Annotated in this window: 31 protein-coding genes; 9 read left to right on the top strand and 22 right to left on the bottom strand. The window is 56.8% G+C overall.

Features of this window, described 5'->3' with window-relative positions:
* Positions 1 to 4: 4 nt before the first annotated feature.
* On the bottom strand, positions 5 to 226 hold the full coding sequence (locus AC2T28_RS11715) for a DUF2147 domain-containing protein (RefSeq protein WP_486749173.1): 222 nt from the start codon (positions 224 to 226) through the stop codon (positions 5 to 7).
* 157 nt (positions 227 to 383) lie between these two features.
* Here AC2T28_RS11715 and AC2T28_RS11710 point away from each other — a divergent pair, with 157 nt between their 5' ends.
* Entirely contained in the window at positions 384 to 941 is a 558-nt protein-coding gene (locus tag AC2T28_RS11710; RefSeq protein ID WP_486749172.1) for a TetR/AcrR family transcriptional regulator, read from the top strand.
* Positions 942 to 1,197: 256 nt separating this feature from the next.
* A complete protein-coding gene (locus tag AC2T28_RS11705; RefSeq protein ID WP_486749171.1) occupies positions 1,198 to 1,671 on the top strand; it encodes a hypothetical protein in 474 nt (157 codons plus the stop codon).
* Positions 1,672 to 1,739: 68 nt separating this feature from the next.
* Here the strand turns inward: AC2T28_RS11705 and AC2T28_RS11700 are convergent, their stop codons facing one another.
* Complete coding sequence (locus AC2T28_RS11700) at positions 1,740 to 2,423, bottom strand: helix-turn-helix transcriptional regulator (protein WP_486749170.1); 684 nt, start codon at positions 2,421 to 2,423, stop codon at positions 1,740 to 1,742.
* A 33-nt stretch (positions 2,424 to 2,456) separates the two neighbouring features.
* Positions 2,457 to 2,765, bottom strand: coding sequence for an antibiotic biosynthesis monooxygenase family protein (locus tag AC2T28_RS11695; protein ID WP_486749169.1), 309 nt, complete (start codon positions 2,763 to 2,765; stop codon positions 2,457 to 2,459).
* A 219-nt stretch (positions 2,766 to 2,984) separates the two neighbouring features.
* Between AC2T28_RS11695 and AC2T28_RS11690 the strand changes: the two genes are divergently transcribed.
* From AC2T28_RS11690 to AC2T28_RS11675, 4 genes are all read left to right on the top strand, one after another.
* Positions 2,985 to 3,209, top strand: coding sequence for a twin-arginine translocase TatA/TatE family subunit (locus AC2T28_RS11690; protein ID WP_486749168.1), 225 nt, complete (start codon positions 2,985 to 2,987; stop codon positions 3,207 to 3,209).
* A 6-nt stretch (positions 3,210 to 3,215) separates the two neighbouring features.
* Positions 3,216 to 3,701: a Sec-independent protein translocase protein TatB gene (tatB, locus tag AC2T28_RS11685; protein ID WP_486749167.1), complete on the top strand. Its 486-nt coding sequence runs from the start codon at positions 3,216 to 3,218 to the stop codon at positions 3,699 to 3,701.
* A complete protein-coding gene (gene tatC, locus AC2T28_RS11680; protein ID WP_486749166.1) occupies positions 3,698 to 4,645 on the top strand; it encodes a twin-arginine translocase subunit TatC in 948 nt (315 codons plus the stop codon). The genes tatB and tatC overlap by 4 nt, the downstream gene beginning before the upstream one ends.
* 227 nt (positions 4,646 to 4,872) lie before the next feature.
* On the top strand, positions 4,873 to 5,844 hold the full coding sequence (locus AC2T28_RS11675) for an adenylate/guanylate cyclase domain-containing protein (RefSeq protein ID WP_486749165.1): 972 nt from the start codon (positions 4,873 to 4,875) through the stop codon (positions 5,842 to 5,844).
* On the opposite strand, the gene AC2T28_RS11670 is transcribed toward AC2T28_RS11675, so the two are convergent.
* Complete coding sequence (locus AC2T28_RS11670) at positions 5,841 to 6,038, bottom strand: hypothetical protein (RefSeq protein WP_486749164.1); 198 nt, start codon at positions 6,036 to 6,038, stop codon at positions 5,841 to 5,843. The two genes, AC2T28_RS11675 and AC2T28_RS11670, sit on opposite strands and share 4 nt — an antisense overlap.
* Before the next feature lie 154 nt (positions 6,039 to 6,192).
* Between AC2T28_RS11670 and AC2T28_RS11665 the strand changes: the two genes are divergently transcribed.
* Positions 6,193 to 7,035, top strand: a complete 843-nt coding sequence (locus AC2T28_RS11665; protein ID WP_486749163.1) for an ATP-binding protein — start codon at positions 6,193 to 6,195, stop codon at positions 7,033 to 7,035.
* A 76-nt stretch (positions 7,036 to 7,111) separates the two neighbouring features.
* On the opposite strand, the gene AC2T28_RS11660 is transcribed toward AC2T28_RS11665, so the two are convergent.
* The 10 genes from AC2T28_RS11660 to radA all read right to left on the bottom strand — a co-directional run bounded on the left by AC2T28_RS11660 (position 7,112) and on the right by radA (position 16,935).
* Positions 7,112 to 8,326 (bottom strand): peptidoglycan DD-metalloendopeptidase family protein, encoded by a 1,215-nt coding sequence (locus AC2T28_RS11660; protein WP_486749162.1) that lies wholly within the window; start codon positions 8,324 to 8,326, stop codon positions 7,112 to 7,114.
* Between the two features lie 95 nt (positions 8,327 to 8,421).
* The gene (locus AC2T28_RS11655; RefSeq protein WP_486749161.1) at positions 8,422 to 9,069 is read right to left on the bottom strand and encodes a protein-L-isoaspartate(D-aspartate) O-methyltransferase; all 648 of its coding nucleotides are present in this window, start codon (positions 9,067 to 9,069) and stop codon (positions 8,422 to 8,424) included.
* Positions 9,066 to 9,848: a 5'/3'-nucleotidase SurE gene (surE, locus tag AC2T28_RS11650; protein ID WP_486749160.1), complete on the bottom strand. Its 783-nt coding sequence runs from the start codon at positions 9,846 to 9,848 to the stop codon at positions 9,066 to 9,068. The genes AC2T28_RS11655 and surE overlap by 4 nt, the downstream gene beginning before the upstream one ends.
* 271 nt (positions 9,849 to 10,119) lie before the next feature.
* Positions 10,120 to 10,767 (bottom strand): SDR family NAD(P)-dependent oxidoreductase, encoded by a 648-nt coding sequence (locus tag AC2T28_RS11645; protein WP_486749159.1) that lies wholly within the window; start codon positions 10,765 to 10,767, stop codon positions 10,120 to 10,122.
* 43 nt (positions 10,768 to 10,810) lie between these two features.
* Positions 10,811 to 11,059 (bottom strand): hypothetical protein, encoded by a 249-nt coding sequence (locus AC2T28_RS11640; protein WP_486749158.1) that lies wholly within the window; start codon positions 11,057 to 11,059, stop codon positions 10,811 to 10,813.
* A 209-nt stretch (positions 11,060 to 11,268) separates the two neighbouring features.
* On the bottom strand, positions 11,269 to 11,811 hold the full coding sequence (locus AC2T28_RS11635; RefSeq protein WP_486749520.1) for a DUF2199 domain-containing protein: 543 nt from the start codon (positions 11,809 to 11,811) through the stop codon (positions 11,269 to 11,271).
* A gap of 190 nt (positions 11,812 to 12,001) precedes the next feature.
* Positions 12,002 to 13,522 (bottom strand): amidophosphoribosyltransferase, encoded by a 1,521-nt coding sequence (purF, locus tag AC2T28_RS11630; protein ID WP_486749157.1) that lies wholly within the window; start codon positions 13,520 to 13,522, stop codon positions 12,002 to 12,004.
* 402 nt (positions 13,523 to 13,924) lie between these two features.
* Positions 13,925 to 14,599: a Hint domain-containing protein gene (locus AC2T28_RS11625; RefSeq protein WP_486749156.1), complete on the bottom strand. Its 675-nt coding sequence runs from the start codon at positions 14,597 to 14,599 to the stop codon at positions 13,925 to 13,927.
* A 374-nt stretch (positions 14,600 to 14,973) separates the two neighbouring features.
* A complete protein-coding gene (locus AC2T28_RS11620; RefSeq protein WP_486749155.1) occupies positions 14,974 to 15,528 on the bottom strand; it encodes a CvpA family protein in 555 nt (184 codons plus the stop codon).
* A gap of 42 nt (positions 15,529 to 15,570) precedes the next feature.
* On the bottom strand, positions 15,571 to 16,935 hold the full coding sequence (gene radA / locus AC2T28_RS11615; protein WP_486749154.1) for a DNA repair protein RadA: 1,365 nt from the start codon (positions 16,933 to 16,935) through the stop codon (positions 15,571 to 15,573).
* On the opposite strand from radA, the gene AC2T28_RS11610 reads away from it, so the two are divergent.
* Complete coding sequence (locus AC2T28_RS11610) at positions 16,936 to 17,088, top strand: hypothetical protein (RefSeq protein ID WP_486749153.1); 153 nt, start codon at positions 16,936 to 16,938, stop codon at positions 17,086 to 17,088.
* 65 nt (positions 17,089 to 17,153) lie between these two features.
* Here the strand turns inward: AC2T28_RS11610 and AC2T28_RS11605 are convergent, their stop codons facing one another.
* The 5 genes from AC2T28_RS11605 to alr form a co-directional block, all read right to left on the bottom strand.
* A complete protein-coding gene (locus tag AC2T28_RS11605; protein ID WP_486749152.1) occupies positions 17,154 to 17,603 on the bottom strand; it encodes a paraquat-inducible protein A in 450 nt (149 codons plus the stop codon).
* Between the two features lie 90 nt (positions 17,604 to 17,693).
* Positions 17,694 to 18,077: a hypothetical protein gene (locus tag AC2T28_RS11600; RefSeq protein WP_486749151.1), complete on the bottom strand. Its 384-nt coding sequence runs from the start codon at positions 18,075 to 18,077 to the stop codon at positions 17,694 to 17,696.
* A gap of 395 nt (positions 18,078 to 18,472) precedes the next feature.
* A complete protein-coding gene (locus tag AC2T28_RS11595) occupies positions 18,473 to 19,219 on the bottom strand; it encodes an ABC transporter ATP-binding protein (RefSeq protein WP_486749150.1) in 747 nt (248 codons plus the stop codon).
* Complete coding sequence (locus tag AC2T28_RS11590) at positions 19,216 to 19,998, bottom strand: MlaE family ABC transporter permease (protein WP_486749149.1); 783 nt, start codon at positions 19,996 to 19,998, stop codon at positions 19,216 to 19,218. The genes AC2T28_RS11595 and AC2T28_RS11590 overlap by 4 nt, the downstream gene beginning before the upstream one ends.
* Entirely contained in the window at positions 19,995 to 21,032 is a 1,038-nt protein-coding gene (gene alr, locus AC2T28_RS11585; protein ID WP_486749148.1) for an alanine racemase, read from the bottom strand. The genes AC2T28_RS11590 and alr overlap by 4 nt, the downstream gene beginning before the upstream one ends.
* Positions 21,033 to 21,381: 349 nt before the next feature.
* Here alr and AC2T28_RS11580 point away from each other — a divergent pair, with 349 nt between their 5' ends.
* A complete protein-coding gene (locus tag AC2T28_RS11580) occupies positions 21,382 to 21,672 on the top strand; it encodes a hypothetical protein (protein WP_486749147.1) in 291 nt (96 codons plus the stop codon).
* A 125-nt stretch (positions 21,673 to 21,797) separates the two neighbouring features.
* Here the strand turns inward: AC2T28_RS11580 and AC2T28_RS11575 are convergent, their stop codons facing one another.
* The 3 genes from AC2T28_RS11575 to AC2T28_RS11565 all read right to left on the bottom strand — a co-directional run bounded on the left by AC2T28_RS11575 (position 21,798) and on the right by AC2T28_RS11565 (position 25,527).
* Positions 21,798 to 23,324 carry a replicative DNA helicase gene (locus tag AC2T28_RS11575; protein ID WP_486749146.1) on the bottom strand — a complete coding sequence of 509 codons (1,527 nt, stop codon included), beginning with the start codon at positions 23,322 to 23,324 and terminating at the stop codon, positions 21,798 to 21,800.
* Between the two features lie 252 nt (positions 23,325 to 23,576).
* On the bottom strand, positions 23,577 to 24,257 hold the full coding sequence (locus AC2T28_RS11570) for an orotate phosphoribosyltransferase (protein WP_486749145.1): 681 nt from the start codon (positions 24,255 to 24,257) through the stop codon (positions 23,577 to 23,579).
* A 229-nt stretch (positions 24,258 to 24,486) separates the two neighbouring features.
* Entirely contained in the window at positions 24,487 to 25,527 is a 1,041-nt protein-coding gene (locus AC2T28_RS11565; RefSeq protein ID WP_486749144.1) for a threonine aldolase family protein, read from the bottom strand.
* Between the last annotated feature and the right edge of the window lies 1 nt (position 25,528).

Here is a 25,528-nt window from a genome sequence, read left to right as displayed (position 1 = left end):
CGAATTACTCGTCTGTCTGGTTGGTGAGGATGCAGGGCCATTTCTGGCTACGGCACAGAGGACCCTGGCAGCCAGTCCCCCGTAATTCATCGTTTGGCAGCAGCTGCAAATGGGCGCGAAAAGTCTTGCCGTCTTCTGGATTGTAAATTCGACCACCCTGCCTGCCGGTTTTGTCGGTCTGGAAGCCCCGAAGGATGGGGGCGCCAATTAGGGGACGATTGCGCATTTTATGTCTCGCATTTATTTGTATAACGCGTTATATTTTAAAAATGATAGATGTCAACAGGGGCGACAGGCCTTGCGAAAGGATGCAAATGGCACAACGTGAACGGGGAAAAGGGGCGAGAGGTCGCCCTCCGCGCACAGAAAAACAGATCGCGGACATGCGTGCGAAAATCTCGTCTTGCGCGTTACGGCTTTTTCAGACCGAAGGTTACGAGGCAGTGTCGATGCGGCGCCTTGCGCAGGAGGCCAATCTTACGCCGATGACCCTGTACAAATACTTTGACAGCAAAATCGATATTCTTCGGGCCCTTTGGGTGAAGGTGTTTGCGGATCTGTTTGACGAGCTTGATCAAATTGCAGTGCGGGAGCCTGATCCACAGGCCTGCATACAGGCATTGGCACTACGCTATGTCACCTACTGGCTGGACAACCGTGATCACTATTTCATGGTGTTCATGTCCAAGGGGATCAGCCAGGCCGAGGTGCGTGGTTTTCTAGAGGCAGATGCAACACCGGCGCGGTTTGACGTTCTCCACGATGCTTTGTCGGCGGCTTTGGGTAAAAGGGTGGATCAATCCACACAGCGTTTGAAGTCTGAGTTGCTGCTGTGTGTTTTGCATGGGATCGCGCATAATCTAATTACCATTAGCAGTTACGGATGGTCGAAACCCGAGGACCTTGTGCGCAGCGCAATTGAGGGGTTGGTTCAAACCTGAGTTCAGCGCTGCGACTTGGAGCAGGGGGCAAGGGCTGGTATCGGTTGTTTGCTGCGCGAAGTGCTATAGTCTGCTATGCGGACAATGCCGGCGTTTGTTGATTAGGGATATGACAGCGGTTTAAAGTTGCAGCCTTATTGTAACTCGAAAGATAGAAGACCATTTTTTCTGGGCAAAATGTTGCTTCTTCACCGCCCACGCGGCGAAGCGTTCCTATTAAACTAGCTGTAAAAAACTGAATTCGCCGAGGAAATAAATGTATTTCACTGAAGTTAGAATTCGTATTGCCTTAGCCTCTATTCGGAGAACACTCACATCAGGAGATTACTCAAAAGGTTTCCAGAAAGCGCTTTCGCTGTCTCGAAAATTCCCAAATGAGGAGCGCGTTCTCACTCTGGTGGCTGACGCCAGTCTTTACTTGAAAGACTGCGCTGTTTCACAGGAATACTATGATCGGGTAACTTCGTTACTTCGTGACAACACTGTTTGGCCAAAAGACAATAAACGTTTTCTGGGTGCTTATATATCCTTCAGAAGGCTTGAACTTGACTTCCTTCAAGACAACCAAAAGCCCGTGGCAAGGTCTCACCTAGTTGAACAAATCAATAATCTCCCGGCGGGTTTACGTCTAAAGGCTTTGTTTTTTGTTAAGGCAAACCATCGTTACACACCAAGGCCTTATGGTTTTCGCAGTGCTGAGGAAGCTTACCGACACCTTTCACGCAAGTAGAGTGCCACGCAGCCAATTGGTGTCCTTGGCGCTTTGCGGTCAACTTAGCTGCTAAGTGCATTAGGCTTTTACAACCCATTGTCCACATAGGCCTGATAATCAGCCAACCGTTTGCCCGGCTCATCGACAAATAGCTCGGGCAGGGGGGTGGCGGTTTCGATCAGGTCAACACGGAAGACGCGGAAATCTTCGCGGGTTTCGCACCACGATGTCAGGGTCCAGACGCGGCCCCAGTATTCCATGTGCAGCGGGCGGATGGTGCGGTGGGTCAGCACGCCGTCGATGCGGCGGTAGTCCAGTTTCAGCTTTTGCCGGGCTTTGATCGCGGCGCGCAGGGCGGGCATGTGGGTAAAGCCAAGGGTGGCGTTAGAGAATGGGTAGACGGCAAATTTCCAGGCATCCGCCTCGGCCACGGTGCTTGTGGGAAGCACGGCGTCGATCTTATCGGCTAGGGATTGCGCGGCGGCTTTGAGATCCTCGTCGGCGGCCTCGGCGACGATGGCCATGCCAAGGTTTAGCGCTTCAAGCTCGGCGGTGGTCAGGGTCACGGGGGGCAGAGTGATCGCCTCGCGCACCATATAGCCCACACCGCGCTCGCCCTCGACCGGGACACCACTGGCGACCAGCGTGTCCATGTCGCGGTAGATGGTGCGGACCGACACTTCGAGCCGGTCCGCGATGTCCTGGGCGCGGTGCAATTTGCCGTCGCGCAGGATCTGGATGATATCAAAGAGGCGGTCAGAGCGGCGCATGGGTCTATCCTTGTGCCGTTCTGACCTACCGCGTCAAGCGGCCATCTTCCACAGGACGTTCTCGTGGCGCATGTTGACGGTGTCAGGAGCGATAGCGGTCATCAGGGCCCCGGCACATTCAGCTTTCATAAAGGCCTCGGAGGCTGCTTGGGCGGCTTCCATGCTGTCCCAGATGACATAGTCTGTCCATTTTCCGTCTTCCCCTTCGCTCAGCTGGCGGTGCACAAAGCCGGGCATAGAGCGCACGAAGGATTCGGTTCCTTTGCTGATTTCTACAAAGTCAGCTGATTTTACAGTGTCGGCCAGGGCGAAGGTCACGATTTCAGCAACTGCGTTTTTCATTTGTCATCTCCTATGTGTGTTGACGCTCTGGACCTAGCAGGGGGCAACTGACATAAACCTGTCAGTTGGGTTTCGCGCGGGTGAGAAAAAGTGCAAAATTGCTCTCGAAAGAGCTGTTGCGATGGGGTTGTTGCTTTCGATCAATTCGCTTGAGGCGTAGAACCACTAGTGAAACGAATATACGGCGCGGATAGCTGCCGAGACTAAAGGAGAAGTAAAATGGGTTTGGGAAATATTGGACTGCCGGGCTTGCTGCTGATTGCTGTTGTGGTTCTGGTGCTATTTGGCCGTGGCAAAATTAGTTCATTGATGGGTGAAGTGGGCAAGGGCATCACCTCGTTCAAGAAGGGCATCAACGAAGGCCAGAAAGAACTGGAAGAAGATGCCGCTGAAGCTGCCAAGGACGTGACCCCGGAAACCGAGACCGACAAAGACAAGGCGTAACCCGCAATGTTCGATTTGGGAATGACCGAAATGCTGGTGGTCGGCGTTGTTGCGCTGATCGTGGTTGGCCCCAAGGACCTGCCAGTGATGTTCCGCACGGTTGGAAGGTTTGTTGGTAAGGCCAAGGGCATGGCGCGCGAGTTTAGCAGCGCCATGAACGATGCTGCGGATCAGTCTGGTATCAAGGATGTCAGCAAAGGTCTCAAGGCGGCCGCCAATCCGATGTCAACGGCTATGGACGGGGTGCGTGACGCGGCCCAGGATATGGCCAAAAGCATGGATCTGACTGGCAAGGGCCCGGATCTGGGCAAGTTTGACCCGGACAGCGAGACCGGGAAACTGGCTGCTGAACGGGCTGAGGACGCTAAGAAGATCCAGGCTGCGACAGCACGCACAGCGGCTGAGCGCAAAGCGCGCGAAGCAGCTGAGGCTCTGGCCAAGGCGGAAGAAGCCGAGGCGGCGCTGAAGAGTGATGACGAGAGTAAATCATGAGCCAGACTGAAGATATAGAAGACAGCTCGGCGCCGTTGATCGAGCATCTGGCCGAGCTGCGTAACCGGTTGATCCGGGCAGTGGGGGCCTTCGCGGTTGGGGTTATCCTGGCGTTCACTGTGGCTGAACCGATCCTGCAGTTCCTGCTAGGGCCAATCGAGGCAACGCTGCGAGAACTGGGCGATCCGTCGCCTACCTTGCAGTACACCAGCCCGCAGGAGTATCTGTTCACTCTGTTCCGGATCTCGATGGTCTTTGGATTTGCACTGTCGTTTCCGGTGATTGGGTTTCAGCTATGGCGGTTTGTGGCGCCGGGTCTTTATAAGACCGAGAAGTCGGCATTTTTGCCGTTCCTTGCGGCGTCACCTTTGATGTTCCTGCTAGGCGCGTCATTTGCGCATTTTGTCGTCACCCCGCTGGCCATGTCATTTTTCCTGGGCTTTGCAGATGTGTCGTCGATCTTTGCCAATCTGATGTCTGGATCCGTGAGTGAGCTCCCGGCTGATGCCGCAGTGGTGCCGGAAACCAGTGACGGGATCAGGATCACCTTCTTTGGTAAGGTGAACGAGTCGCTGGATATCACTCTGAAGTTCATCATGGCCTTTGGTCTGTGTTTCCAGCTGCCGGTTCTGCTGACACTGATGGGTAAGGCTGGTCTGGTGAGTGCAGACGGGCTGAAATCAGTGCGTAAATACGCGATGGTTGGCATTCTGCTGCTGGCGGCACTGGTGACACCGCCGGATGTGATCACACAGCTCATCCTGTTTACCGTGGTCTACGGCCTGTATGAGATTTCGATCTTTCTGGTTGGCCGGGTTGAGGTGAAACGCGAAGCCAAGCTGCGGGCCGACGGGTACTATGATGATGACGACGAAGAAGATGAGGATGACGGCGAAGAGTTTGAACCTCACTTTGACGAAGTGGATGACAGCAAGCACAAGTAAGTCTGAGGCTTAGAAGATAGATAGGCGTGCCAGAGATGGCGCGCCTTTTTCGTTTGGCGCACTAGGTTGATTGTTTAGGCGAGTGTTGTCGAAATTTGCGCTTGGTCAGGGCTGGTTCATTCAATTCAAATGCCGCGACTGAATTGTAGTTTAAAGCTGCGGTCTTCGGGTGTTTTCAGAGGAGGTACTAGAGAACACTCTCCTGAGCCGAAAGCGAGGCTAAAAAGATGATCCGGACATCACCAGAACTTCTTGCGGTTTCAAGGCGCTGGCATCAGGCGATTTTAACCGGGAACACTGAAATCTTGAGAGACTTCATGTCCGCTTCGGAAGAGTTGCGTTTTATCGGAACCGCGGACAACGAATATTGGAACGGGTCAGTGGTCGGTGATGGGGTAGCTGGTTTTTTTGCTGAGATTCCTTCATTGATCTCTGTTGAGGAAGAGGAGGCGGAAGCCTTTGAAAACGGTGAAACCGGCTGGTCCTCTTTTGTGCATCGTATCCATTTTGAAGGTTTGCCCGAGGCAAGCATCCAACGCACCACACTTGTTTTTGTACTGGAAGGCGCGGGGTGGAAAATCATGCAGCGCCATGGATCGGCTCCGGTTCCAAATATTGTCCATATGGGCAGGGAGCAAAAAGAAATCCAACGTCTGGTGGACACTGCGCGTGATGAAGGCCCCGCATTGAATCAGACTGAAGGTCTAGCTTCCGTTTTATTCACTGATCTGGAAGGCAGCACAAAGCTGGTTGCAACGTTAGGTGACCAGCAATGGTCAGTTGTCGTAAACGATCACTTCCAGGTCGTGGAAGATGTCGTTCAGTCCCATCACGGCCAGTTTGTTAAGTCACTTGGTGATGGCACTATGTCGAGCTTCTCTTCCGCACACGAGGCGCTTGCGGCTGCAATTGAAATGCAGGGACGAGTTGCGGCGATAGAAGAAGAGCCACGCTTAGGATTGCGGATTGGCATACACACAGGTGATGTTGTTCAAACGCGTGGTGATTTCTTTGGCACCGTCGTGAATATGGCCGCTCGGATAACCACTCATGCCAAATCGGGTGAGATACTAGTCTCCAACGCCACTCGGGAGATGGTTGGTGGAACGACGGGTTTCCGATTTACCAAACCAGATTCGTTTTCTTTAAAGGGATTGGAAGGGCAGCATGTTGTCCTCCGACTCGAGTGGGAGGACTAATTTGGTCGCACTGCAACCAGCACAACGCCCAACTCCTCTTCTAGCTCCTGCAGTTTTTGCACCTTGTCGTCCGGCAACTGGGCCGTTTTGGCCTCGACACCTGCCAGTGCCACCAGGGGGCTGCCGATGGTCTTTTCAAGGTCCTGAATGGCGCTCAGCTTGTCGGCTTCGAGCGTGGCGAGAGGGTAGAGCATTGTGGTCTCCTTTCATCTGGCTGCGGGTAGTATAGACGATTTTTTGCGATTTTGGGGGCGCGGCTTTCTGTTGGCAGGGTTTCGCCAAACGGGGGCTCTTGCCGACCCGTGTGGAACGTGGTTTGAAACCCTCCAAGGACAGACGGAGGCCCCCATGGATCAGACCACACTCACCCGTATTGCCGAAGCATTGGAGCGGATGGCTCCGGCGCCGCTGGCGGCACCTGATTTCAACGCGGCCTCGGCCTTTGTCTGGCATGTGGAGCCCGAACGGTTGGAGCCAGTGGCCGATATCAGCCGGGTGGACCTGGACCTTCTGGTCGGCATCAACCGATCGCGGGATACGCTGTTGGAAAACTCCCGTCGCTTTGCCCGTGGCCATGGTGCCAACAACGCCCTGTTGTGGGGCGCGCGGGGCATGGGTAAGTCGAGCCTAGTCAAGGCGGTGCATGGCGCGTTGCTCGCAGATCACCCAGATCTGAAACTGGTGGAGCTGCAGCGCGAAGACCTGCCATCGGTGGCGCGGTTGCTGCATCATCTGCGTGACGCACCGCATCGGTTTATTCTGTTCTGTGATGACCTGTCATTCAGCCATGATGACCAGCATTACAAAAGCCTGAAGGCGGTGCTGGATGGTGGAATCGAGGGGCGGCCCGAGAATGTGGTGTTCTATGCCACCTCAAACCGACGCCATCTGATGCCGCGCGACATGATCGAAAACGAACGCTCCAGCGCCATCAACCCGTCCGAAGCGGTTGAGGAAAAGGTGTCGCTGTCGGATCGCTTTGGGCTGTGGTTGGGTTTCCATCCTTGTGATCAGGATGAATACTTGGCGATGATTGATGGTTATTGCACCGCTTATGGTGTGAAGACAGATGCCGCGCAGCTCCGTGCCGAGGCCATTGAGTGGCAAGCGACGCGCGGCGCGCGGTCAGGCCGGGTGGCTTGGCAGTTCTTTGTCGATCTGGCCGGGCGGCAGGGGATTGCGCTGCGCTGACAGCGCGCCCCAGTTTTTCTTTTTGCGCTAGATACTGGCACCGCAGGCATGGTGCCAAGGCGCGATGCCCGTTGGTTTACTGCAAGTAGGGCAGCGGGTCGACGGAATCGAACCCGTCACGCACTTCGAAATGTACATAGGCATTGTCACCGCTGCGCAGCGCCGCAATGGTCTGACCACGCTTGACCTTGTCGCCTTTGTTCACCTCGATGTTGTCGACGTTGGCATAGACCGTCAGCAGTTTTTCATCGTGACGGATCACAATGATCGGCACCTTGTTGGAATCTTCGGTGATAGCAGCAACAGTGCCGCCACGGGCCGCCTTGACCGGAGTGCCGGGAGCAGCGGCAATATCGATACCGTCATTCTTGCCCTTCTTGTAAGTCCGGATGATCTTGCCCTGAACCGGGTAGCCCATGGCCGCCTGGCTGCTGCGACTCGGGGCCGGGACTGCTACTTCGGGGAGGGCGACCACTTCCGCTGCTGGGGCAACCGTTTCCTGTGGCAGGGGTTTCGTCGAACTTGGCGGGGTAGGGGTGGTGGTGCCCTGTCCAGGTTCGGTCACCTGTGTGGTGGCGACAGGAGTGGCTTGAGCCGGGGCAGACTGATCTTTGAGAGGGATCAGCAGGAATTGCCCCTCGCGTATGGCAAAGTCGCTGCCCAGGCCGTTCCATTCGGCGAGGGCCTTGACCGGCACCTGATAGAGCCGCGACACGGTATAGGCGGTCTCGCCGCGGGCCACCTTGTGGCGGACTGGCTCGGGGCCGTCCTGAACCTGCGGTTTTTCAACCTTTGTAGGGGTGGGCTGCAATTGGGTTGTGGTTACCGAGCCGGGATTGGGCGAGGTGGGGGCCGAGCCATCGATGGCTGGACCTGCTAGGGATTCAATATCCACCGAGCCTGGATTGGCTCCGTTGCCGGTTGAGATCACTTCGTCTGGGGCGCGACGGGGCAGGGCGAGAACTTCGCCGGGGCGCAGATTGTCGGTGGGCTGCACGCCGTTGAAGCGCGCAATTTCATCTACTGACATACCGATACGGTTGGCGACATCTGCAACGGTGTCACCACGTTTTGCAACAGCGACCTGGTAGTTGGGATAGGTGATCAGCCCACGGTCATCTGCAGCCGGGCGGCCGGTGGTAGCATTCTGCGCTGCGTTTGAGGTGTTGAAAGCCCCAACCTGACCGCGCAGATCATAATCAAGGGCGCCGTCACAGGCTGCGGTCAATCCCAGCACCAGCACCAGGGCTGTGCCGCGTTTCAGCCGGGTCGAAGGTGATGTCATTGTCATTCTGCTCTCCTGCAAAAGCGATCCCCCTTTTTCGCCGAGGGTTTCTATCACTCGTTCAATTGGTCAGCCAGAACGGCGACCGGTCGGTGGTACTCTTATGTCTCTTTGCCCAGTCCCTCAAGCAGCGGGACAAAGCGAACTGGGCGCAATTCGTCATATTCCAGCCCGTCTTCAGTCTTTTGCACCCTGATCAGGGTTTGCACGGTGTCCGACTGGCCTACAGGCACCACCATGATACCGCCAACCTTGAGTTGCGCCAAGAGTGGCCCCGGAGGATCTTCGGCAGCTGCGGTAACTAGGATACGGTCAAACGGGGCCTGGTCGGGTAACCCATGGCTGCCGTCGCCGACCAATGAGGTGATATTGGCCAGTTGCAGTTGCTCGAATATCTGTCTGGCTTCGCGCACCAGACGGGCGTGACGATCGATTGTATAAACGCGGCGGGCCAGCTTTGACAGGATGGCTGCCTGATAGCCCGACCCGGTGCCAACCTCGAGAACAGTGTCACGGGGCGAGATCTGCAGCGCCTGTGTCATAAGCCCAACCACAGAGGGTTGCGAAATGGTCTGGCCACAGGCGATGGGCAGAGGCATGTCTTCATAGGCACGCTGGGCAAACAGCCCACGAATAAACGGCCCGCGGTCGACTTCTTCCATCGCATTCAGTACCCGCGCTTCGGTCACGCCTTTGGAGCGGAGCGCAAACAGGAACTGCATCTTTGTTTCGGGATCAGGACTGCTCATTGGATGACTTTCAGGGCCTCCAGTGCGTCATGGGCCGTGAGATCGGCGCGCATGGGCGTGACTGAAATATAGCCGTCCAGATTGGCTGCAGCATCGGTGTTTGGCGCGGTCGGAATATGTTGGTCGCCGCCCTTGATCCACAGGTATGGGCGCCCGGTGGGTGATAGCTGCGGCTCGGCGGTGAAGGATGTGCCTGGTCTAAGACCTTGGGCAACAACGCGGGTGCCCTTGACCTCGGCGGCGGGGACCGGTGGGAAGTTGACGTTGTAGAACAGCCCATAGTCCTGATTGGACTGAACACCTGCTTCGATGATGCGCGAAATCAGTGGCGCCCCGTGTACAGCAGCGGCTTCAAACGGCGCGGCAGTTTCGTAGTTCTTAGGGCCAAAATACTGAGATAGGGCAATCGCCGGGACACCCTGCAACGCGGCCTCGATTGCAGCCCCGAGTGTGCCTGAGTAGAGTGCATTTTCGGCCGAGTTATTGCCGCGGTTGACGCCGGACAAGACCAGATCAGGCCGGGCGTCTTTCATAACCACATGCAACCCGGCCAATACGCAGTCAGCGGGAGAGCCTTCGGCGGCAAAGCGGCGCTCGCCCAGTTTGGTTAGCATGGTGGGATGGGTATAGCTGATGCAATGGCCCACTCCGGATTGCTCAAATGCGGGGGCAACGGTCCAGACTTCACCCTGTTGTCCAGCCAAAGCCTGGGCGATCTTTTCCAAGACCACCAGTCCCGGTGCGCTGATGCCGTCGTCATTTGTGATGAGAATGCGCATGAAGGGCCCTTAGCTAGTGGTTTTATAGATGAATAGGCGGTGGCGGCAAATGGGGCAAGTCCTTGGCGTCATTGGATGTGCTGTTGCGTGACATGTAGGTTGCCGGGCCATGCAGATTGGTTTTGATGACGGGTGATCGAACCGGTGCCTGGCTTGTGTTCAACCAGATGCCGCCCCCGGGGGGCTTGTTTCCAAAGGTACCGCTCAGTGTAGGGTGCGTGCTTGCACGCACCGCTGATTGGGGTTTTCAATCCAATTGAGTTGAACTGGCCTAGCCAATCTGTAGCTCTGCCACCAGGCGTTTGGCTTCAACCAGCGGATTGGTCAGCGTATCGCGATCTTCACCGGGGAAGAACCTTGCGCGCAGGGCTGTCGGCATAGGCTCTGGCGCGACGATTGACACCTTGGGCCCGGTTTTTTCGGTTTCGGCTGCCCAGGACCGGGCCAGGGAAATTTGTGCGGCTTTGGTGGCGCCATAGGTTCCAAAGAACTTGGTTCCCGCACGGGGGTCATCAAAGAACACGGCCTGACCCGTATGCCCCAACAGAGGTGCAATATATGAGATCAGCAGGGCTGGGGCATTGGTGTTGGTTGCCAGTGATTTGTCCCAGTCTTTGCCAGCTGAAAAATTAGCAGGACTAAGCGGGACTGCATGGATGGCGCTATGCATCCACAGATCAAGCTGTCCCCAGCGGTCATGGATGCCACGGCACAGGGTCGCCATGGCACCTGCGTCGTTGATATCCATCGGGGCCAGTGTCGCACTGCCGCCAGCCGCCTTGATCCGGTCGTCCAGTTCTTCCAGCGCGCCGGTGGTGCGGGCCACGGCAACGATGTGGTGAGTGGGCGCCAGCGCTTCGGCCAGAGCCGCGCCCAGGCCGCGCGAGGCGCCTGTGATGAGAGCAAGTTTCTGTGTCATGGCAGCCTTGTGGTCCGAGTGGATCAGCGGGTCAAGAGGGCTGTCAGTCTCCTGGCATCTCTAAGCGCCGGGTGGTGCCGTTTTTTTCCAGCAATACCCCATGTGCATCAATGCCGACGATACGGCCTGAGGACAGGCGGGTGCCACGTTTGACCCGTTTGACCCGGCCATTGGGCAGCCGCATCAAGGCGCGCAGATCTTGGCTGGGACCATAGAGGCCCATCAAGGTGAGTGAATCCTGGCTGATGGCACGGCGTTGGGTGGCGTGTTTGGCCACTTTTGAATTTGTCATCGTACGTATCCTCATGACCGCAACAGCGCAGTCGAACTGGTGTATCAGTCGCGGCGCTTAGCAGCCGCGAACTGGGGGGAACAGGAAGAGGAAAATTGCGGTGCGCGGGTTGTTGCGCAGCGGATTGCCGATGGGCAGGTCCTTGCGCAGACCGTTGCAAATGTAGGGCGGGTGGCCGCACCACCCTTGAATTCTAGTCTTGGTATTTCTCAGGCGTCATAAACCAAGGACGCCATGTCATGTCCATAAGAATAAAGCAGATCGAACATTTCTTCGAGCTGAGCGCCGTTTTTCTGTAACGGGTGCAAGGGGTGGTTTGTTTCCGAAATCATCAGTTCGGGATATTGCCCCAGAGGGCGCATGTGCAGCATGCCGGCAACCGGTTCACCAATGCCTGGGGGGATGGCGTTTGACAGCCAGGCCGGGCGTTCGCCTAAGCCCTCGGTTTCGCGCATGTCGAACAGATCGAGATAGTCGATGAAATCCTCGCGGCTGACGCTGGCCCAGGTTCCCAGAACAAATTCAGCTTCATCACCACCGATGAGCGGGATTGCCAAGACACAGCGCAAGAAGTGCAGATCACCAATGCGGCAGAAATCTTCGGTCAGCACATCGCCCGTTTCCGCAAGGATGGCCGAATTATCCTGGGCGGGCATATCCTCGGGGCACAGGTCCGGGCGGTCACAGGCCAAGCTGAGCAATTGCGCAAAGGTAGCACCGCAACAGCGGCACTGGCGCGACGAGGTCAACATACGGGCAAGATGCGCGTCCAAGGTGGCAGACTTTCTATGGGCAAAGGAAAAGCGCTGTCTCTGCGGACAGCGCCTCCAAATTTGGATCAGAGGCGCTGGTACACCCATCGATCTCAAAACTCAATTGTTCGTTTTCCAACCGGATAGCATAAGCGGATTTTATCCACAGCTTGCGATTGAGACTCGTGCGTTAGGTCGCCAGCTTGGAGCCATTCCAGGAATCCCCGGCGTGTGGCATGTCCTTGATCTTGCTGCTAACCCGGCTGCTACTTTCCAGTGCGGACAGGTAGTCTTGACTGACACTACCGGTCAGGTAGTTGCCATCAAAACAAGAACAATCAAACTGGGTGATGTCCTTGTTACCTTCTTTTGCAGCCCAGATCAGGTCATCGAGCTTCTGATAAATCAGAGCATCAGCACCCAGTTCCTGCCGAATCTCTTCCAGCGTGCGCTTGTCGGCGACCAGTTCGTGCTTGGTTGGCATGTCGATGCCGTAGACATTCGGGAATTTGACAGGCGGCGAGGCGCTGGCGACGTAGACGTTTTTGGCACCGGCGTCACGGCACATCTGAACGATCTTTTTGATTGTGTTGCCACGCACGATAGAGTCGTCGATCAGCAGCACGTTCAGATCTTTCATCTCAAGCGGAATTGCGTTCAGCTTGCGACGTACGGATTTCTGACGCTCGGCCTGACCATGCATGATGAAGGTTCGGCCGACATAGCGGTTTTTCACCAAGCCTTCGCGGTAACGGATGCCAGTGGCGTTTGCCACTTCCAGTGCCACTGGGCGTGCAGAATCCGGAACAGGAATGATACTGTCGATTTCCAGCCCGGCTTCCTGGATTTGTTTAGCCAAGGTCTGGCCCATCCGCAGCTGGGTTTTGTAGACGGAAATGCCATCCAGCATGGAATCCGGACGCGCCAGATAGACATATTCAAAAATGCAGGGTGTCAGTTTACCCTCAACGGCCTGGAAGCTGTGCATATTGCCGTCGAGATCGATCAGGATGGCTTCACCAGGGTTTACATCACGTAGTTTTTCAAAACCGTTGATGCCAAAAGCCACATCTTCCGAGGCAAAGGCGTAATCGTTGGTGCCATCTTCATTGGTGCGCTGAGCAACCGAAAGGGGACGGATACCGTGGGGGTCACGGAAGGCCATCATGCCAACGCCAGCGATCAGCGTGATGACAGAATACGCACCTTGAACACGCTCCATCGTCATTTTGACGCCCGCAAACAGGTTGCGCTTGGGATCGCCGGTGCCGTTGACCTTGATGCTGTCGGAGATCTTATCCGCCAGAACGTTCAGGAGGATTTCTGAATCAGACGTGGTGCGCAGATGACGGCTGTATTTGCCGGTGACTTTCTCGCGCTGTTCGGTGGTGTTGGTGATGTTGCCGTTGTGGACAAGGTAGATGCCGTATGGCGCGTTCACAAAGAACGGTTGTGCCTCAGACGCGCTAAGTGAGCCGGCGGTTGGGTAGCGGACGTGGCCCATGCCAACCTTGCCGGTCAGCGTTTCGGCGTCTTTGGCGTCAAAGACATCTTTGACCAGACCATTGGACTTTTTCTCGCGAAAAAACTCGCCGCTATAGGTCACGATGCCCGAGGCGTCTTGGCCCCGGTGCTGCAACATCAACAAGCCGTCGTAGATTTCCGCAAAGACGTCATCAGACCGGCTTGCGATCCCCAAAATCCCACACATTCAGTGGCTCCACTTTCACATTGCGCGTTGTGCTGGCTGAGCGGGCTCAACCATAATTAGCTGTTAAGGCCTAGGCCGAGGCAGCCCCGGGTTAGAGTTCGTGACCATGTTGGCCTTGCGTATTCAAGCTGAAGAGTGATCTGCACCGGGCCTGCATCAACAGTGCCGCACGAAATATGCGGGGTGTTGGTTTCAAAGGCGGTAACGGAGGGCATCTGCGGCATCGGCAAGGCGGGTGGCTTCGAATCCGTTTGGGGCGTTGGCCACGACATAGAACGTTAGGCCGCAGTTGTCACCAAAGGATCACAATTTTGCGGCAGATCATTTGACGCAGCAAGATGCAGATGTGAAAAAAAGAAAAGGCCCGCGCGGGCGGGCCTGTAAGTCAGGGAGTAATTTCGATCAGGCAGCCATTGGCGCCAGAATGTCGTCCAGCGGGCTTGGCGCGGCTGCGGGCAGCGGATCCATTCCAGTCAGCGCCAGGGCGCGGCCGTCTTCGCTGGCCAGGATCTGGCGGGTTTCAGCCAAGGACAGTTTGCGGAACGCCGAGTCGAGGCTATCGCCAGCGGCCTGCATCAGCATACCGCTTTCAGCCCAGATCAGCTCTTCTTCGTCAAACTTGACGTGAATGCGGGCCATACGCTCGGGCATGGCGGCGGCGATACCTTTGTAGCCAACCAGCGAAATCAGCTTGGTCATGACCAGAGCAACGTCGAACAGGCGCTCGGCGGCGTCCAGTTCCAGCGCAACCATCTGATCCGACGGCAGCAGCAGGTCTGTGTCGTTGCCAAGGGCGCCAGCGGGAACGTGAACCAGAGTGGTGAGGCGTGGAACACCGTGCTTGATGGATTTCACTTCCTGAGCGCCACCATCAAAGGTGTAGATGCTGTCGCCAGGTTTGACGTCACGCATTTGCAGAAAACCGCGGTCGGTTTCGATCAGAGTGTCAGGCAGGAAACCACCGGCCTGAGGACGGGGACGACGTACCGGGCGAGGCTCGGGCTTGGAAACCGGAAAATCCATCAGCAGATCCACCGACTGAAAGTCTGCGAAAGAGTTGAAGTGATCCAGTAGCATTTTGTCGTTCCTTCTGGTCGGGAGTACCTGACGTTCTGTCTTGGGTACACATGGCCAGCGAAATTGGTCCAAATTGGGGCACGGATGGGGCCGATTGCGGATTTGGTTTCTTTTTTAGGGATAATTCGGCATTTTTACTGCGGTTTGTTAACTGTTTTGCCTCTCAGGCTAGAATTTGTTAACTTTTGGCGCTACTCGACCAAGAGAATTCAAAATTGTCGAATCAAATGATTCTTCTTCGTTAACAAAAGGTTAACGGGTGTAATTTGCGTTAATAAATTGCCGGGATGGTTTTCAGTAAAGCGGTGAAAATAAGGCGTGCAACGAAAAAGGGCGCCCATTGGGCGCCCTGCAACGGTCCATAAGCGGCCCGCTTATTTCTGACAGTGACCAATCAGGTTTTCATACTGCTGAGTAACCCAGCCCAGAGCCTGTTCGGGGTCGCGGTCTTCGATTTTGGAAATCATGTTCTCGAACACCAGCGCCGAGCGGCTTTCGTCAACCATTGTAAACGACTGTCCGGTCATCACGACATCATAGAGGAAGAAGGCAATGGCGACCAAAAGGATGCCGCGCAATACGCCAAAGAAAAAGCCGACGCCCTGATCCAGCCCACCAATCGCAGAACGCTGAACCAGCGATGAGAACAGTGGCGTGAAGAAAGAGACGATAATCAGCGCCAATGCAAAGACTGCAGCAAAGGCTGCAATGATTGAAAGTTCGCAACTATCCGAGATGAACTCACCTACGACTGGGATCTCGGCCATCATCGGTTCGACCTGAGGCGCAAAGATGAATGCGAGTATTGCTGCTGCAATCCAACCGGCGATGGCCATGGCTTCGCGGGCAAAGCCGCGCGCGTATGCCAGCAGTGCCGATACTACTATGATCAGGGCGACAACCCCGTCAATTATTGTGAAACCTTCCATGTCCCTCGCCCGTTTAATTCTGCGATCGAAATTTGTGCGACCTTAGCCGGCCCCAAAGAAATCGCCAACAAAACCTGTCAAATCGGTTACTCGGCGTAAACCGATCCCTTTTATCGAGACAGACTTGCCGCCGCTTGGAGCTATGGCAGCGGTAAAACCAAGTTTCTGCGCCTCTTTCAACCGGTTTTCTGTCTGAGGGGCAGGTCTGAGGGCCCCAGACAGAGATATTTCGCCAAAAATAGCAGTGTCAGCGGGCAAGGCGGTGTCTTCGCGGGCGCTGAGCAGGGCCGCGGCCACGGCCAAGTCGGCGGCGGGTTCGGAAATTTTCATACCGCCAGCAACGTTCAAGTACACATCCAACCCGGCAAAGGGGATTCCACAGCGGGCCTCGAGCACCGCGAGAATCATCGCAAGGCGGGACGAATCCCACCCCACCACGGCGCGACGCGGCTGTGAATGAGGGGAGGGGGCGACCAGTGCCTGCATTTCGACCAGCACCGGGCGGGTGCCTTCGATGCCAGCAAAGACCACAGATCCGGGGCTGGGTTCGCCGCGTTCGGATAGGAACAGGGCGGAGGGATTGGTGACTTCGGCAAGACCGCGTCCGGTCATTTCAAACACACCGATTTCGTCAGCCGGACCAAAGCGGTTTTTCACGGCGCGCAACACTCGGAACTGGTGGCCGCGCTCACCTTCGAAATAGAGTACAGTGTCGACCATATGTTCCACCACGCGGGGGCCGGCGATCTGACCGTCTTTGGTGACATGACCGACCATTATGATGGAAATGCCGTTACGCTTGGCAAAACTGGTCAGCTCATGCGCAGCGGCACGTACCTGGCTAACGGAGCCGGGCGCGCTGTCAACATTGTCGACCCACATGGTCTGGATTGAATCGATGATCACAAGTTGCGGCTTTTCCGCCTCGATCGTGGTGAGGATGTCGCGCAGGTTGGTTTCGGCGGCCAATTGCACAGGCGCCTGCGATAGTTCCAACCTTTGGGCACGCATGCGGACCTGGGCGGTGGCTTCCTCGCCACTGACATAGATGGTTTTCACCCCGGTCCGGGCAAATTGTGCGGCGGCTTGCAATAGCAGGGTGGATTTGCCGATGCCTGGATCGCCGCCAACCAGAATGGCTGATCCAGCGACCAATCCACCGCCCAGTACCCGGTCGAGTTCACCTACACCACAGAGGGTGCGGGGGGGCGGGGTTTCCTTGGTTGCCAGATCGCTTAGAACGATGGTGTTGCCACGGGTATTGCCCAGAGACTTTTTGCCCGGCCCTGTCGACAGAGCGGTGGTTTGCGCGATGGTGTTCCATTCGCCGCAGCCCTCGCAGCGGCCCGACCATTTCGAGAAGCTGGCGTTGCAGGCGGAACAGGAGAAAGATTTTGATTTAGCCATATGAGCCTTGTGCCCGATGTTCAGGGTTTGTTCAAGATGTTCTCGGTGCAGTCCCGCGCCTTTGCAGGCTTGGGCGTGGCGCCGCTGCGCGGCGTGAAGGTTTTGCTGGGGAAGCGGTTCAGGGGCAGGTCTGCCCTGAACGCGCCAGTGTAAGTGTTATGCAGCTCTGTACCGCGTCAATGATCTGCGACCTTGCTGCGCAAGGCGTCCCATGGCCGTCATTGACCCGGCGCAGACCTGCGTTGTTTTTCGGTGATCAAGCCAAGGGTGATGGAGGCGAGGATGCAGGCGGTGAACATGTAGAGGCCCCAGGCGACCTCGATGGTGACGTAGCCGATGCCCTTGGCCAGGGTGATGTAGAGCGCGATCAGGAAGACGTCGGCCATGGCCAGCTTGCCGAGGATATGCAGCACAGGTTGGGCGCGGGGATCGAGCAGGTTCCACTGTACCAGCGCCAGGCCGATGGTTTTGAGGTAGGGGGCAAATATCGCGAATACGGTGACGACGAGGGCAAGGACGACATCGCTGCCCCAGAGGCTTTGCAATCCGGTGATGACGCTGATCTCGCTGAGGCCGAAGATTGGCAACAGGCCGGCGCGCATGAGCGGGGCGAACCAGGCGACAGGGTAGAGGATCAGCAGGGACAGGGTGAGTAGTCGGATCAGCATTCAGTGTAAGGTCCTAAATTCTTTGGTCTGATAGACTTGGGATGTTTGGCGGTCGAATGGAAGAGGGGAAAATTTGGCTGGGTTTCCCGGTTAGTGCGCGAATGCGCCGGGGCTGATCAGGTAGTGTGGGAGCGGGGCGAGGATCCAGAAGGCGATGGCGAGGATCAGCAACACGCCGCGTCCGTGGTCTCGGTTCCAGCGCAGGCGGGCAAGGACGACCAGCGCAAAGGAAGCGATGTAGAGGGCCATGAAGTAGGTCTGAAAGTCGGCGCTGAGTTGGTCGTAGGTGAAGATGTGCGAGATCACGGTGATGTCGAACCGCAATTCCCACAGGATGGAGAGGGCACAGAGCAGGCCGGTTGTCAGAAGGGCGCTGCCAAGGGCGCGGTTTTGTTTCAGGACCGGGAAGCTGGCGAGGAAAGAGAAGAGAATTGCCAGAGGCAGGCAGAGGAACATGAAGAGGATGAGGAGCATTTTGGAGATCTATTTCGACAGTTAAGACAGTTATGGTCGCAAATGGACAAAGGCTGCAGTTGTGCAAAGAAGTAGCGCAAAAACTGAATGGGTGCGAAAGGGGCTTTTGATTATGGCGGTTCCAAGAATGACTGAGGTGGTCAAAAAGAAGGCTCTAGGGATGGCTGGGAAGGCAAAATAGACTTTATGAACTTCGGGTAGCTGGTTTGAAGCCAAGTGAAGCCAATAGAGCGACCAAACCAAGCATGTAACGGGGAGCAGAATTAGCGTAGCTCCGACTATCCGTTGGCGCGGAAGGCGGAGGAGCCTTATTCCTAAAGCAATAGTAGTGATTGCTGCAAAAAACGGGCTGAGCAGAAAAGTCACTGCGATGGCGCTGTCCAGCCAAGCGGGCATCACCGAACCGCCTCAATCGGCCCTTCTGCTCGACCATGGATAAACTGATCCAGATAGGGATCGCCCGAGGCGTCCATATCGGCCACTGGGCCAGTCCATTGGATCACGCCGTCGTGTAGCATAGCGACGTTGTCGGCGATGGCCCTCACAGAAGACATGTCGTGGGTGATGGTCATGGCGGTGGCGCCCATTTCGACCACGATCTCGCGGATCAGGTCGTTGATGACGCCGGACATGATGGGGTCGAGCCCGGTGGTGGGCTCGTCGAAGAAGATGATCTCGGGCTCGGCGGCGATGGCGCGGGCCAGGCCAACGCGTTTTTGCATGCCGCCTGAGAGCTCGGCCGGGTAGCGGTCGGCGACATCGGATTTCAGACCAACGCGGCGGAGTTTTTCGATGGCGATCTCGCGGGCCTCGTCCACTGGGCGCTTCAGCGTGCCGCGCAGCAGGCGGAACGCGACGTTTTGCCAGACCGGGAGCGAGTCAAACAGCGCGCCACCCTGGAACAGCATGCCGAATTTGGCGAGGAAGGCGTCGCGGTCGCCTTTGTCCGAGGGCTTGCCATCGACCAGGATGGTGCCGGAATCCGGGGTAATAAGGCCCAACACGGTTTTCAGTGCCACGGATTTGCCGGTGCCAGAGCCGCCGATGATGACCATCGAGGTGCCAGTAGGGATATCCAGATCTAGCCCGCGCAGCACGCGATTGTCGCCAAAGGCCTTGTGGACGTTTTGCATGCGGATCATAGCGAGAAAAACACTCCGGTCAGGACAAAGTTGGCGGCAAGGATCAGAACGGCGGCGGCCTCGACCGAGGATTTGGTGGCAGCGCCCACACCCTGGGCGCCGCGGCCTGACTGCATGCCGTAGTAACAGCCCATGGTGGCAGCGATACCACCAAAGGCGCAGCCTTTGACCAGGCTGGAGACGATGTCGCGCAGCTCCAGAAAGTCGACGGTGTTCTTGATGTAGGCGGCGGCGTTGAAGCCGAGATTTTGGGTGGCAACGGTATAGCCACCGGCGATGCCGATGATGTCACCGACGGCGACCAGCAGTGGCACTGTAATTAACGCCGCAGCAACACGGGGGGCGACGAGGTATTTCATTGGGTGGGTCGAGAGCGTGACAAGCGCGTCGATCTGCTCGGTCACTTTCATGGTCGCGATTTCGGCTGCGATGGATGAAGTGACGCGGGCTGCGATCATCAGGCCAACCAGCACCGGGCCAAGCTCGCGCACGATGCCAATGGCGACGATCTGGGGCACCACGGCCTCGGCATTAAAGCGGGCACCGCCGGAATAGATTTGCAGCGCGAGGGCGCCGCCGGTGAATACTGCGGTGAGGCCAACGACGGGCAGGGACAGCCAGCCGATGTTCAGCAGAGCTGAGAAAAACTCGCGTGGGTAGAACGGGGGGCGCAGCATGTGGCTAAGCGTGCTGATGGCGAATAGTGACAGGCGACCAAGGGCGGCCAGCGCAGTCAGGACCACGCGGCCCAGCTGGGCCAAAAGGGAGATGGGGTTCATCCGGAATAGCTCCGCGCGTAACGGTGGCCCAGCGAAGTGAGGATCTCGTAGCCGATGGTGCCAGCGGCGTCGGCGACTTTGTCGACAGTTTGCTGCGGGTTGATCAGGCTCAGATACTCGGGATCGCCGGACAGGTCGGTGACGTCAATGGTGATCAGATCCATTGAGACGCGGCCAACAATCGGGCAGGCGGTGTCACCGGCGTGGGCGTGAATGCCGCCCGAGCCCATGGCGCGGATCAGGCCATCGGCGTAACCGGCGGCTACAGTTGCGATGCGCGAGGGGCGGCGGGCAATCCAGGTGTTGCCATAGCCAACGCTTTCGCCGGGCAGGATATCGCGGACCTGGATCACCGGCAGGTCAAGACTGATCACCGGAACAGCGTCGCTGAACGGCAGGCCACCGTAGAGACCAATGCCGGGGCGACAGAGATCAAAGTGGTAGTCCTTGCCCAGCAATATGCCGCCAGTTGCAGCCAGAGAACGGGGCACATTTACGCCATCGGTCATTTCACGAAAGACCTTGAGCTGTAGCGCGTTCATCTGGTGATAGGTTTCATCTGCACAAGCGAGGTGAGACATGATCAGTTCGGGGTTTTGGCTCAGTGCAATGTCGCGCAGGGCGGCCCATTCGGCGGGCTCCATGCCTAGACGGTTCATGCCGCTATCTAGCTGTACGCCAAAACTGTGGCCGGGCAGGCTTTCAAAGTGGCGCAGCATCTGGTCAACCGAGTTGAGCATCGGGGTCAGGTTGAATTCCTGCAGCAGGCGGGCATCACCCTCCATATGGCCGGAAAACACCGAAATGCCGAGGTCAGGGCCGATAGCGCGACGCAGGGCAACGCCTTCCTCAGCCGCAGCGACAAAGAAGTTGCGCGCACCAGCGCGGGCCAGGGCCTGGCCGACTCGGCCAGCATCCAAGCCATAGCCGTTGGCTTTGACCACGGCGGCGGTTTCGCCCGAGCTAAGGGCATCGAGGTTGCGCCAGTTGGTGGCCAGGGCATCCAGATCAATTGATAGTCTTGCTGTACTCATGCGGTGTTCATGACACGCGCGGGGCAGGGGTCAAGGGGGAATGGCAGCGGTTTTAGGAACCAAATGCCAAGCGTGGGGCTGTGGCCATAGTTTGGGCCGCAACCAAATAAACCAGCAACATGGGTCACACCACAATAAGGGCTGCGCCTGACCTTGGGGAGATGCAAAGCGCCTTCCCGCGGGGAGGTCAGGCGCTGCCCGGCGTGATGCCGGGCAAGACCGTGGCAGGTGTAACCGCACTTGGCAGTGTCGGTTTTTCAATTGCAGGTGGAGGGTTGAATGGATGGTGCAAATTTAAACTCTTGCTAGAGTGATGTTTGAATACTCTATGACGTGAGGTTAAAATTGAATGAAAGGAATGCCATTGATGCCAATAGAAATGACTATGGATCGTTGCTTGGATTTGGTTTGCGGTAGTGAGCATAAGGCGGGTTTGCTTAAGCTCTTGGAGAAGGACAAGGGCGAATGGTATAATGTTGCAGAGACATGGGAACTCAAGACCAAAAACGATGATCAATTTGTCGTCACCTGGTTACCTACGCCTGGTCAAAATGGAGATATCGCAACACTGATTTTCTGTGACAAGAGCGATTTTCACACGGTTATTGCACATAGTTATTTACGTTATCTAATACGTTGAAAGAGTCTTGCTAGAGGGATGCTAGATTGCTCTATGAGGTGAGTTGAATCTCAAAAGATCTGCAAGCCATTCAGATCTTTTGTCTGAATGGCTTACACTTACTAATCTCTGGCGATCTGAGCGACTTAATACTCGTCTTCGCGCGGGCCGTTTTGCCAGGCCTTGGCCAGGTTGCCAAAGCGAGTGAATTGCGCTTCGAACCCAAGCTCGACCGTGCCGATGGGACCGTGACGCTGTTTGCCGACGATAACTTCGGCCTTGGCGTGCAGGCGCTCCATTGCTTCTTTCCACTCTTCCATCTTGTCCAGCTCATGATCGCCGGGCTTTTCACGCTCTTTATAGTATTCCTCGCGGTACACGAACATCACCACGTCGGCATCCTGCTCGATCGATCCCGATTCACGAAGGTCCGACAGCTGTGGGCGCTTATCGTCACGTTGTTCCACCTGACGCGACAGCTGGGACAGGGCGATCACTGGGATCTGCAATTCCTTGGCGATGGCTTTCATGCCCATCGAAATCTCACCGATTTCGTTCACACGGTTTTCGGCAGTACCACGGCAGAGCTGCAGGTAGTCGATCACCAGCAGGTCCAACCCGTGGGTTCGTTTCAGGCGGCGGGCACGGGCGGCAAGCTGAGAGATTGGCAGCGCTGGCGTGTCGTCGATGAACAGCGGGCAGCTTTCCAACGTTTTCGCGGCCTCAACGAATTTTCGGAATTCAGCCTCGGTCATGTCACCTTGGCGGATTTTGTGGGACGAGATTTCGGATGCTTCGGCAAGGATGCGACCGGCCAGCTGTTCGGCGCTCATCTCGAGCGAGTAGAAGCCGACCACGCCGCCGTCAATTGCGCCCTCGGTGCCGTCGTTTCTGGTGCCACGTTTATAGGCCTTGGCAACGTTATAGGCGATGTTGGTTGCCAGCGAGGTTTTCCCCATCGACGGACGACCCGCAAGGATCAGCAAATCCGAAGGGTGCAAGCCACCAAGCTGTTTGTCGAGATCAACCAGCCCGGTAGAGATCCCGGCCATGCCGCCACCACGTTGATAGGCTTCGTTGGTGACATTGACGGCCTCGGTCACTGCCTTGAGGAAGGATTTGAAACCGCTTTCTGTCTGGCCCTGTTCGGCCAGTTTATACAGCGATTGTTCGGCTTCGACGATTTGTTCCTTGGGTTCCGAGGCCACATCAACCCGGCGCGCCTTGTCTGCGATGTCCTGTCCCAGGCCGATCAGCTCGCGACGGATCGCCAGATCATAGATCATCTGGGCATAGTCGCGCACCGCAAAGGCCGAGATCGAAGCGCCAGCCAGTTTGGCCAAATAGGCAGGGCCGCCGAGTTCTTTGAGGCCTTCGTCATCTTCCATGAACGCCTTGAGCGTGACGGGTGAAGCCAGCGCGTTTTTGGAAATCCGCGCAGCGGCGATTTCGTAGATACGAGTGTGGACCGGGTCGTAGAAATGAGACGCATTGATGACCGAAGCAATCCGGTCATAGACGTCGTTGTTGGTCAGAATGGCCCCAAGCAACTGCTGCTCGGCCTCGACCGAGTGCGGCATCACTGGTTCCGACGCAGCCTCGACATTGGCTGGCATTTGTTCTGGCATCGGTGCTGGCGGCTGCGGGCCGTCGAAAGGGGTCAATTCGTTCATTTCTGCTCTCATCGTTTGACCGTGGTTATAAGCCTCTTAGCGGGCCAACGGCTATCTGGAAATCTCTGTGGGCAGATTGTGGATAACACAGAGGATACAATAGGGGGCTTCAAAACGAACCAACCCTTGTTCCTCGCACTCTACATCACGTAGGGAAAAACACAAACACCGCAATATGGGGTGTACGGCGGTCTGCGATGGTTAGTAAGGCGGCCAAATGTTCTGGCCGCCTTGATAATCTTGGGCGTGGCGTTAAGCGGATTTATGCGCGTCCTGCCAGGCACGCGGGTCTTTGAGGAATTTTTCGACTTCGTCCAGAGTTTCGGCTGAGAAGGATTCTTGCGCACGGGCTTCGGCCAGCACGTCCCACCAGGTGCAGAGGTAGTGCAGTTCGACCCCATGGTCGCCCAGCTTTTGGATGGTTTCGGGGAAGATGTCGTAATAGAAGATCAGCGCGGTGTGGCCACAGGTGGCACCGGTTTCGCGGATCGCGTCGACAAAGTTGAGCTTAGAGCCGCCATCGGTGGTCATGTCTTCGACCAGAAGCACACGCTCGCCTTCTTTCATCACACCTTCGATGCGAGCGTTGCGGCCATAGCCCTTAGGCTTTTTGCGCACATAGGTCATCGGCAGGGCCAAGCGTTCAGCAACCAAAGCGCCAAACGGGATGCCCGCGGTCTCGCCACCTGCGATGTTGTCAAAGGCCTCGAACCCGGCGTTGCGCATCACGGTGATGGTCAGGAAATCCATCAGGGTCGAGCGGATGCGCGGATATGAGATCAGCTTGCGGCAGTCGACGTAAGAGGGCGACGGCAGACCAGAGGCCAGAGTGAAGGGCTCTTTGGAGTTGAAATCAACCGCGCCGATTTCCAGCAACATGCGTGCGGACAGGCGGGCGATTTCTTCTTTGCTGGGAAATGATGTGGGGATCATGGGGCAACCTCGGGCTCTGGCGTGACAAACGGTGCCCTGTTACTCCTGCTGGGGGGCAAAAGTCGAGAGTGAAAAGCGGTAAAGTGGGGCTGCAACTGACAGAAGGACGAGCGTGAGGTCTGGGCCTGAGAGGCGCAACAAAGGGCAAGCGCTTGACCGGGCGGATGCAGCATACGCCCACCGAGGGGCGGGCAGTCGCGTGCCCTGGCCGCATGCGACCCGGTGAGAACTAGGATGCGAGCGCCGCTCTTATGGCTTTTGCCGCTTGCTGGATCTGGGCTTCGCTTATGTCCAAGTGTGTCACGGCACGGAACAGGGATTTGCCTTCAGTGTTCAAACGAACGCCATGTTTGGCAAGTGTTGTTGCCATTTGTGCAGTGCCTTGACCACTGTCCGCAAGTTCCAGAAACAGGATGTTGGTTTCTGGCTCTCTGGGAGAGATCTGCAATCCTGGCACATCTGCAACCAGCCTTGCCAACTGGCGGGCGTTTTCGTGGTCTTGGATGAGGCGGTCAATGTTGTGGTCCAGCGCATAGAGCCCGGCGGCTGCAATCACACCGGACTGGCGCATGGCGCCACCCAGCCGATGTTTCCAAACCCACGCGCGAGCGATGAAGTCCTTAGACCCGGCCAGAACCGCACCCACGGGACAGCCCAGCCCCTTGGACAGGTCGACCCAGACACTGTCGAACCCTTTGCACATCTTGCCAGGTGAGATGCCGCTGGCCGTGGTGGCATTGAACAGGCGCGCACCATCCATATGCAAAATCAGGTTACGTTCCTGTTTCAGCGCAACCAGTTCACGAAGCGATTCCAGAGGCCAAATCGCTCCACCGCCGGAATTGCTGGATTGCTCAACCGAGATTAGGCGCGATACCGGGGCGCGGTCTCGTTTGCGGTTGAGACGTGCAATGACATCGTCAGCGGTGAAAATGCCCGATGCGCTGGGAATGCCTCGGATTTGTGCGCCAGCCAGGGCCGATGCTCCTGCCCCTTCGGAGCGGACGATATGGGCGTTTTCAGCCGCCAGAATTTCATCACCCGGAAGGCAGTGCACCAGAAAGGAGATCTGGTTGCACATGGTGCCTGAGGGGAGAAAGATTGCACCTTCCATCCCCAGCATATCGGCCATCCGTTCACACAGGGCCAATGTGGTAGGATCTTCGCCGCGCTGTTCGTCTCCGGTTTCCGCATCTGCCATCGCCTGCAGCATCCCGGCGCTGGGCCGGGTGCTGGTGTCGGAAATCAGATCAATGGGAAACCGGGGCATC

The organism is Parasedimentitalea nitratireducens (assembly GCF_057444295.1).
Note: the sequence above shows the minus strand (reverse complement) of the source record. Positions and strands in the feature narration are given on the sequence as shown.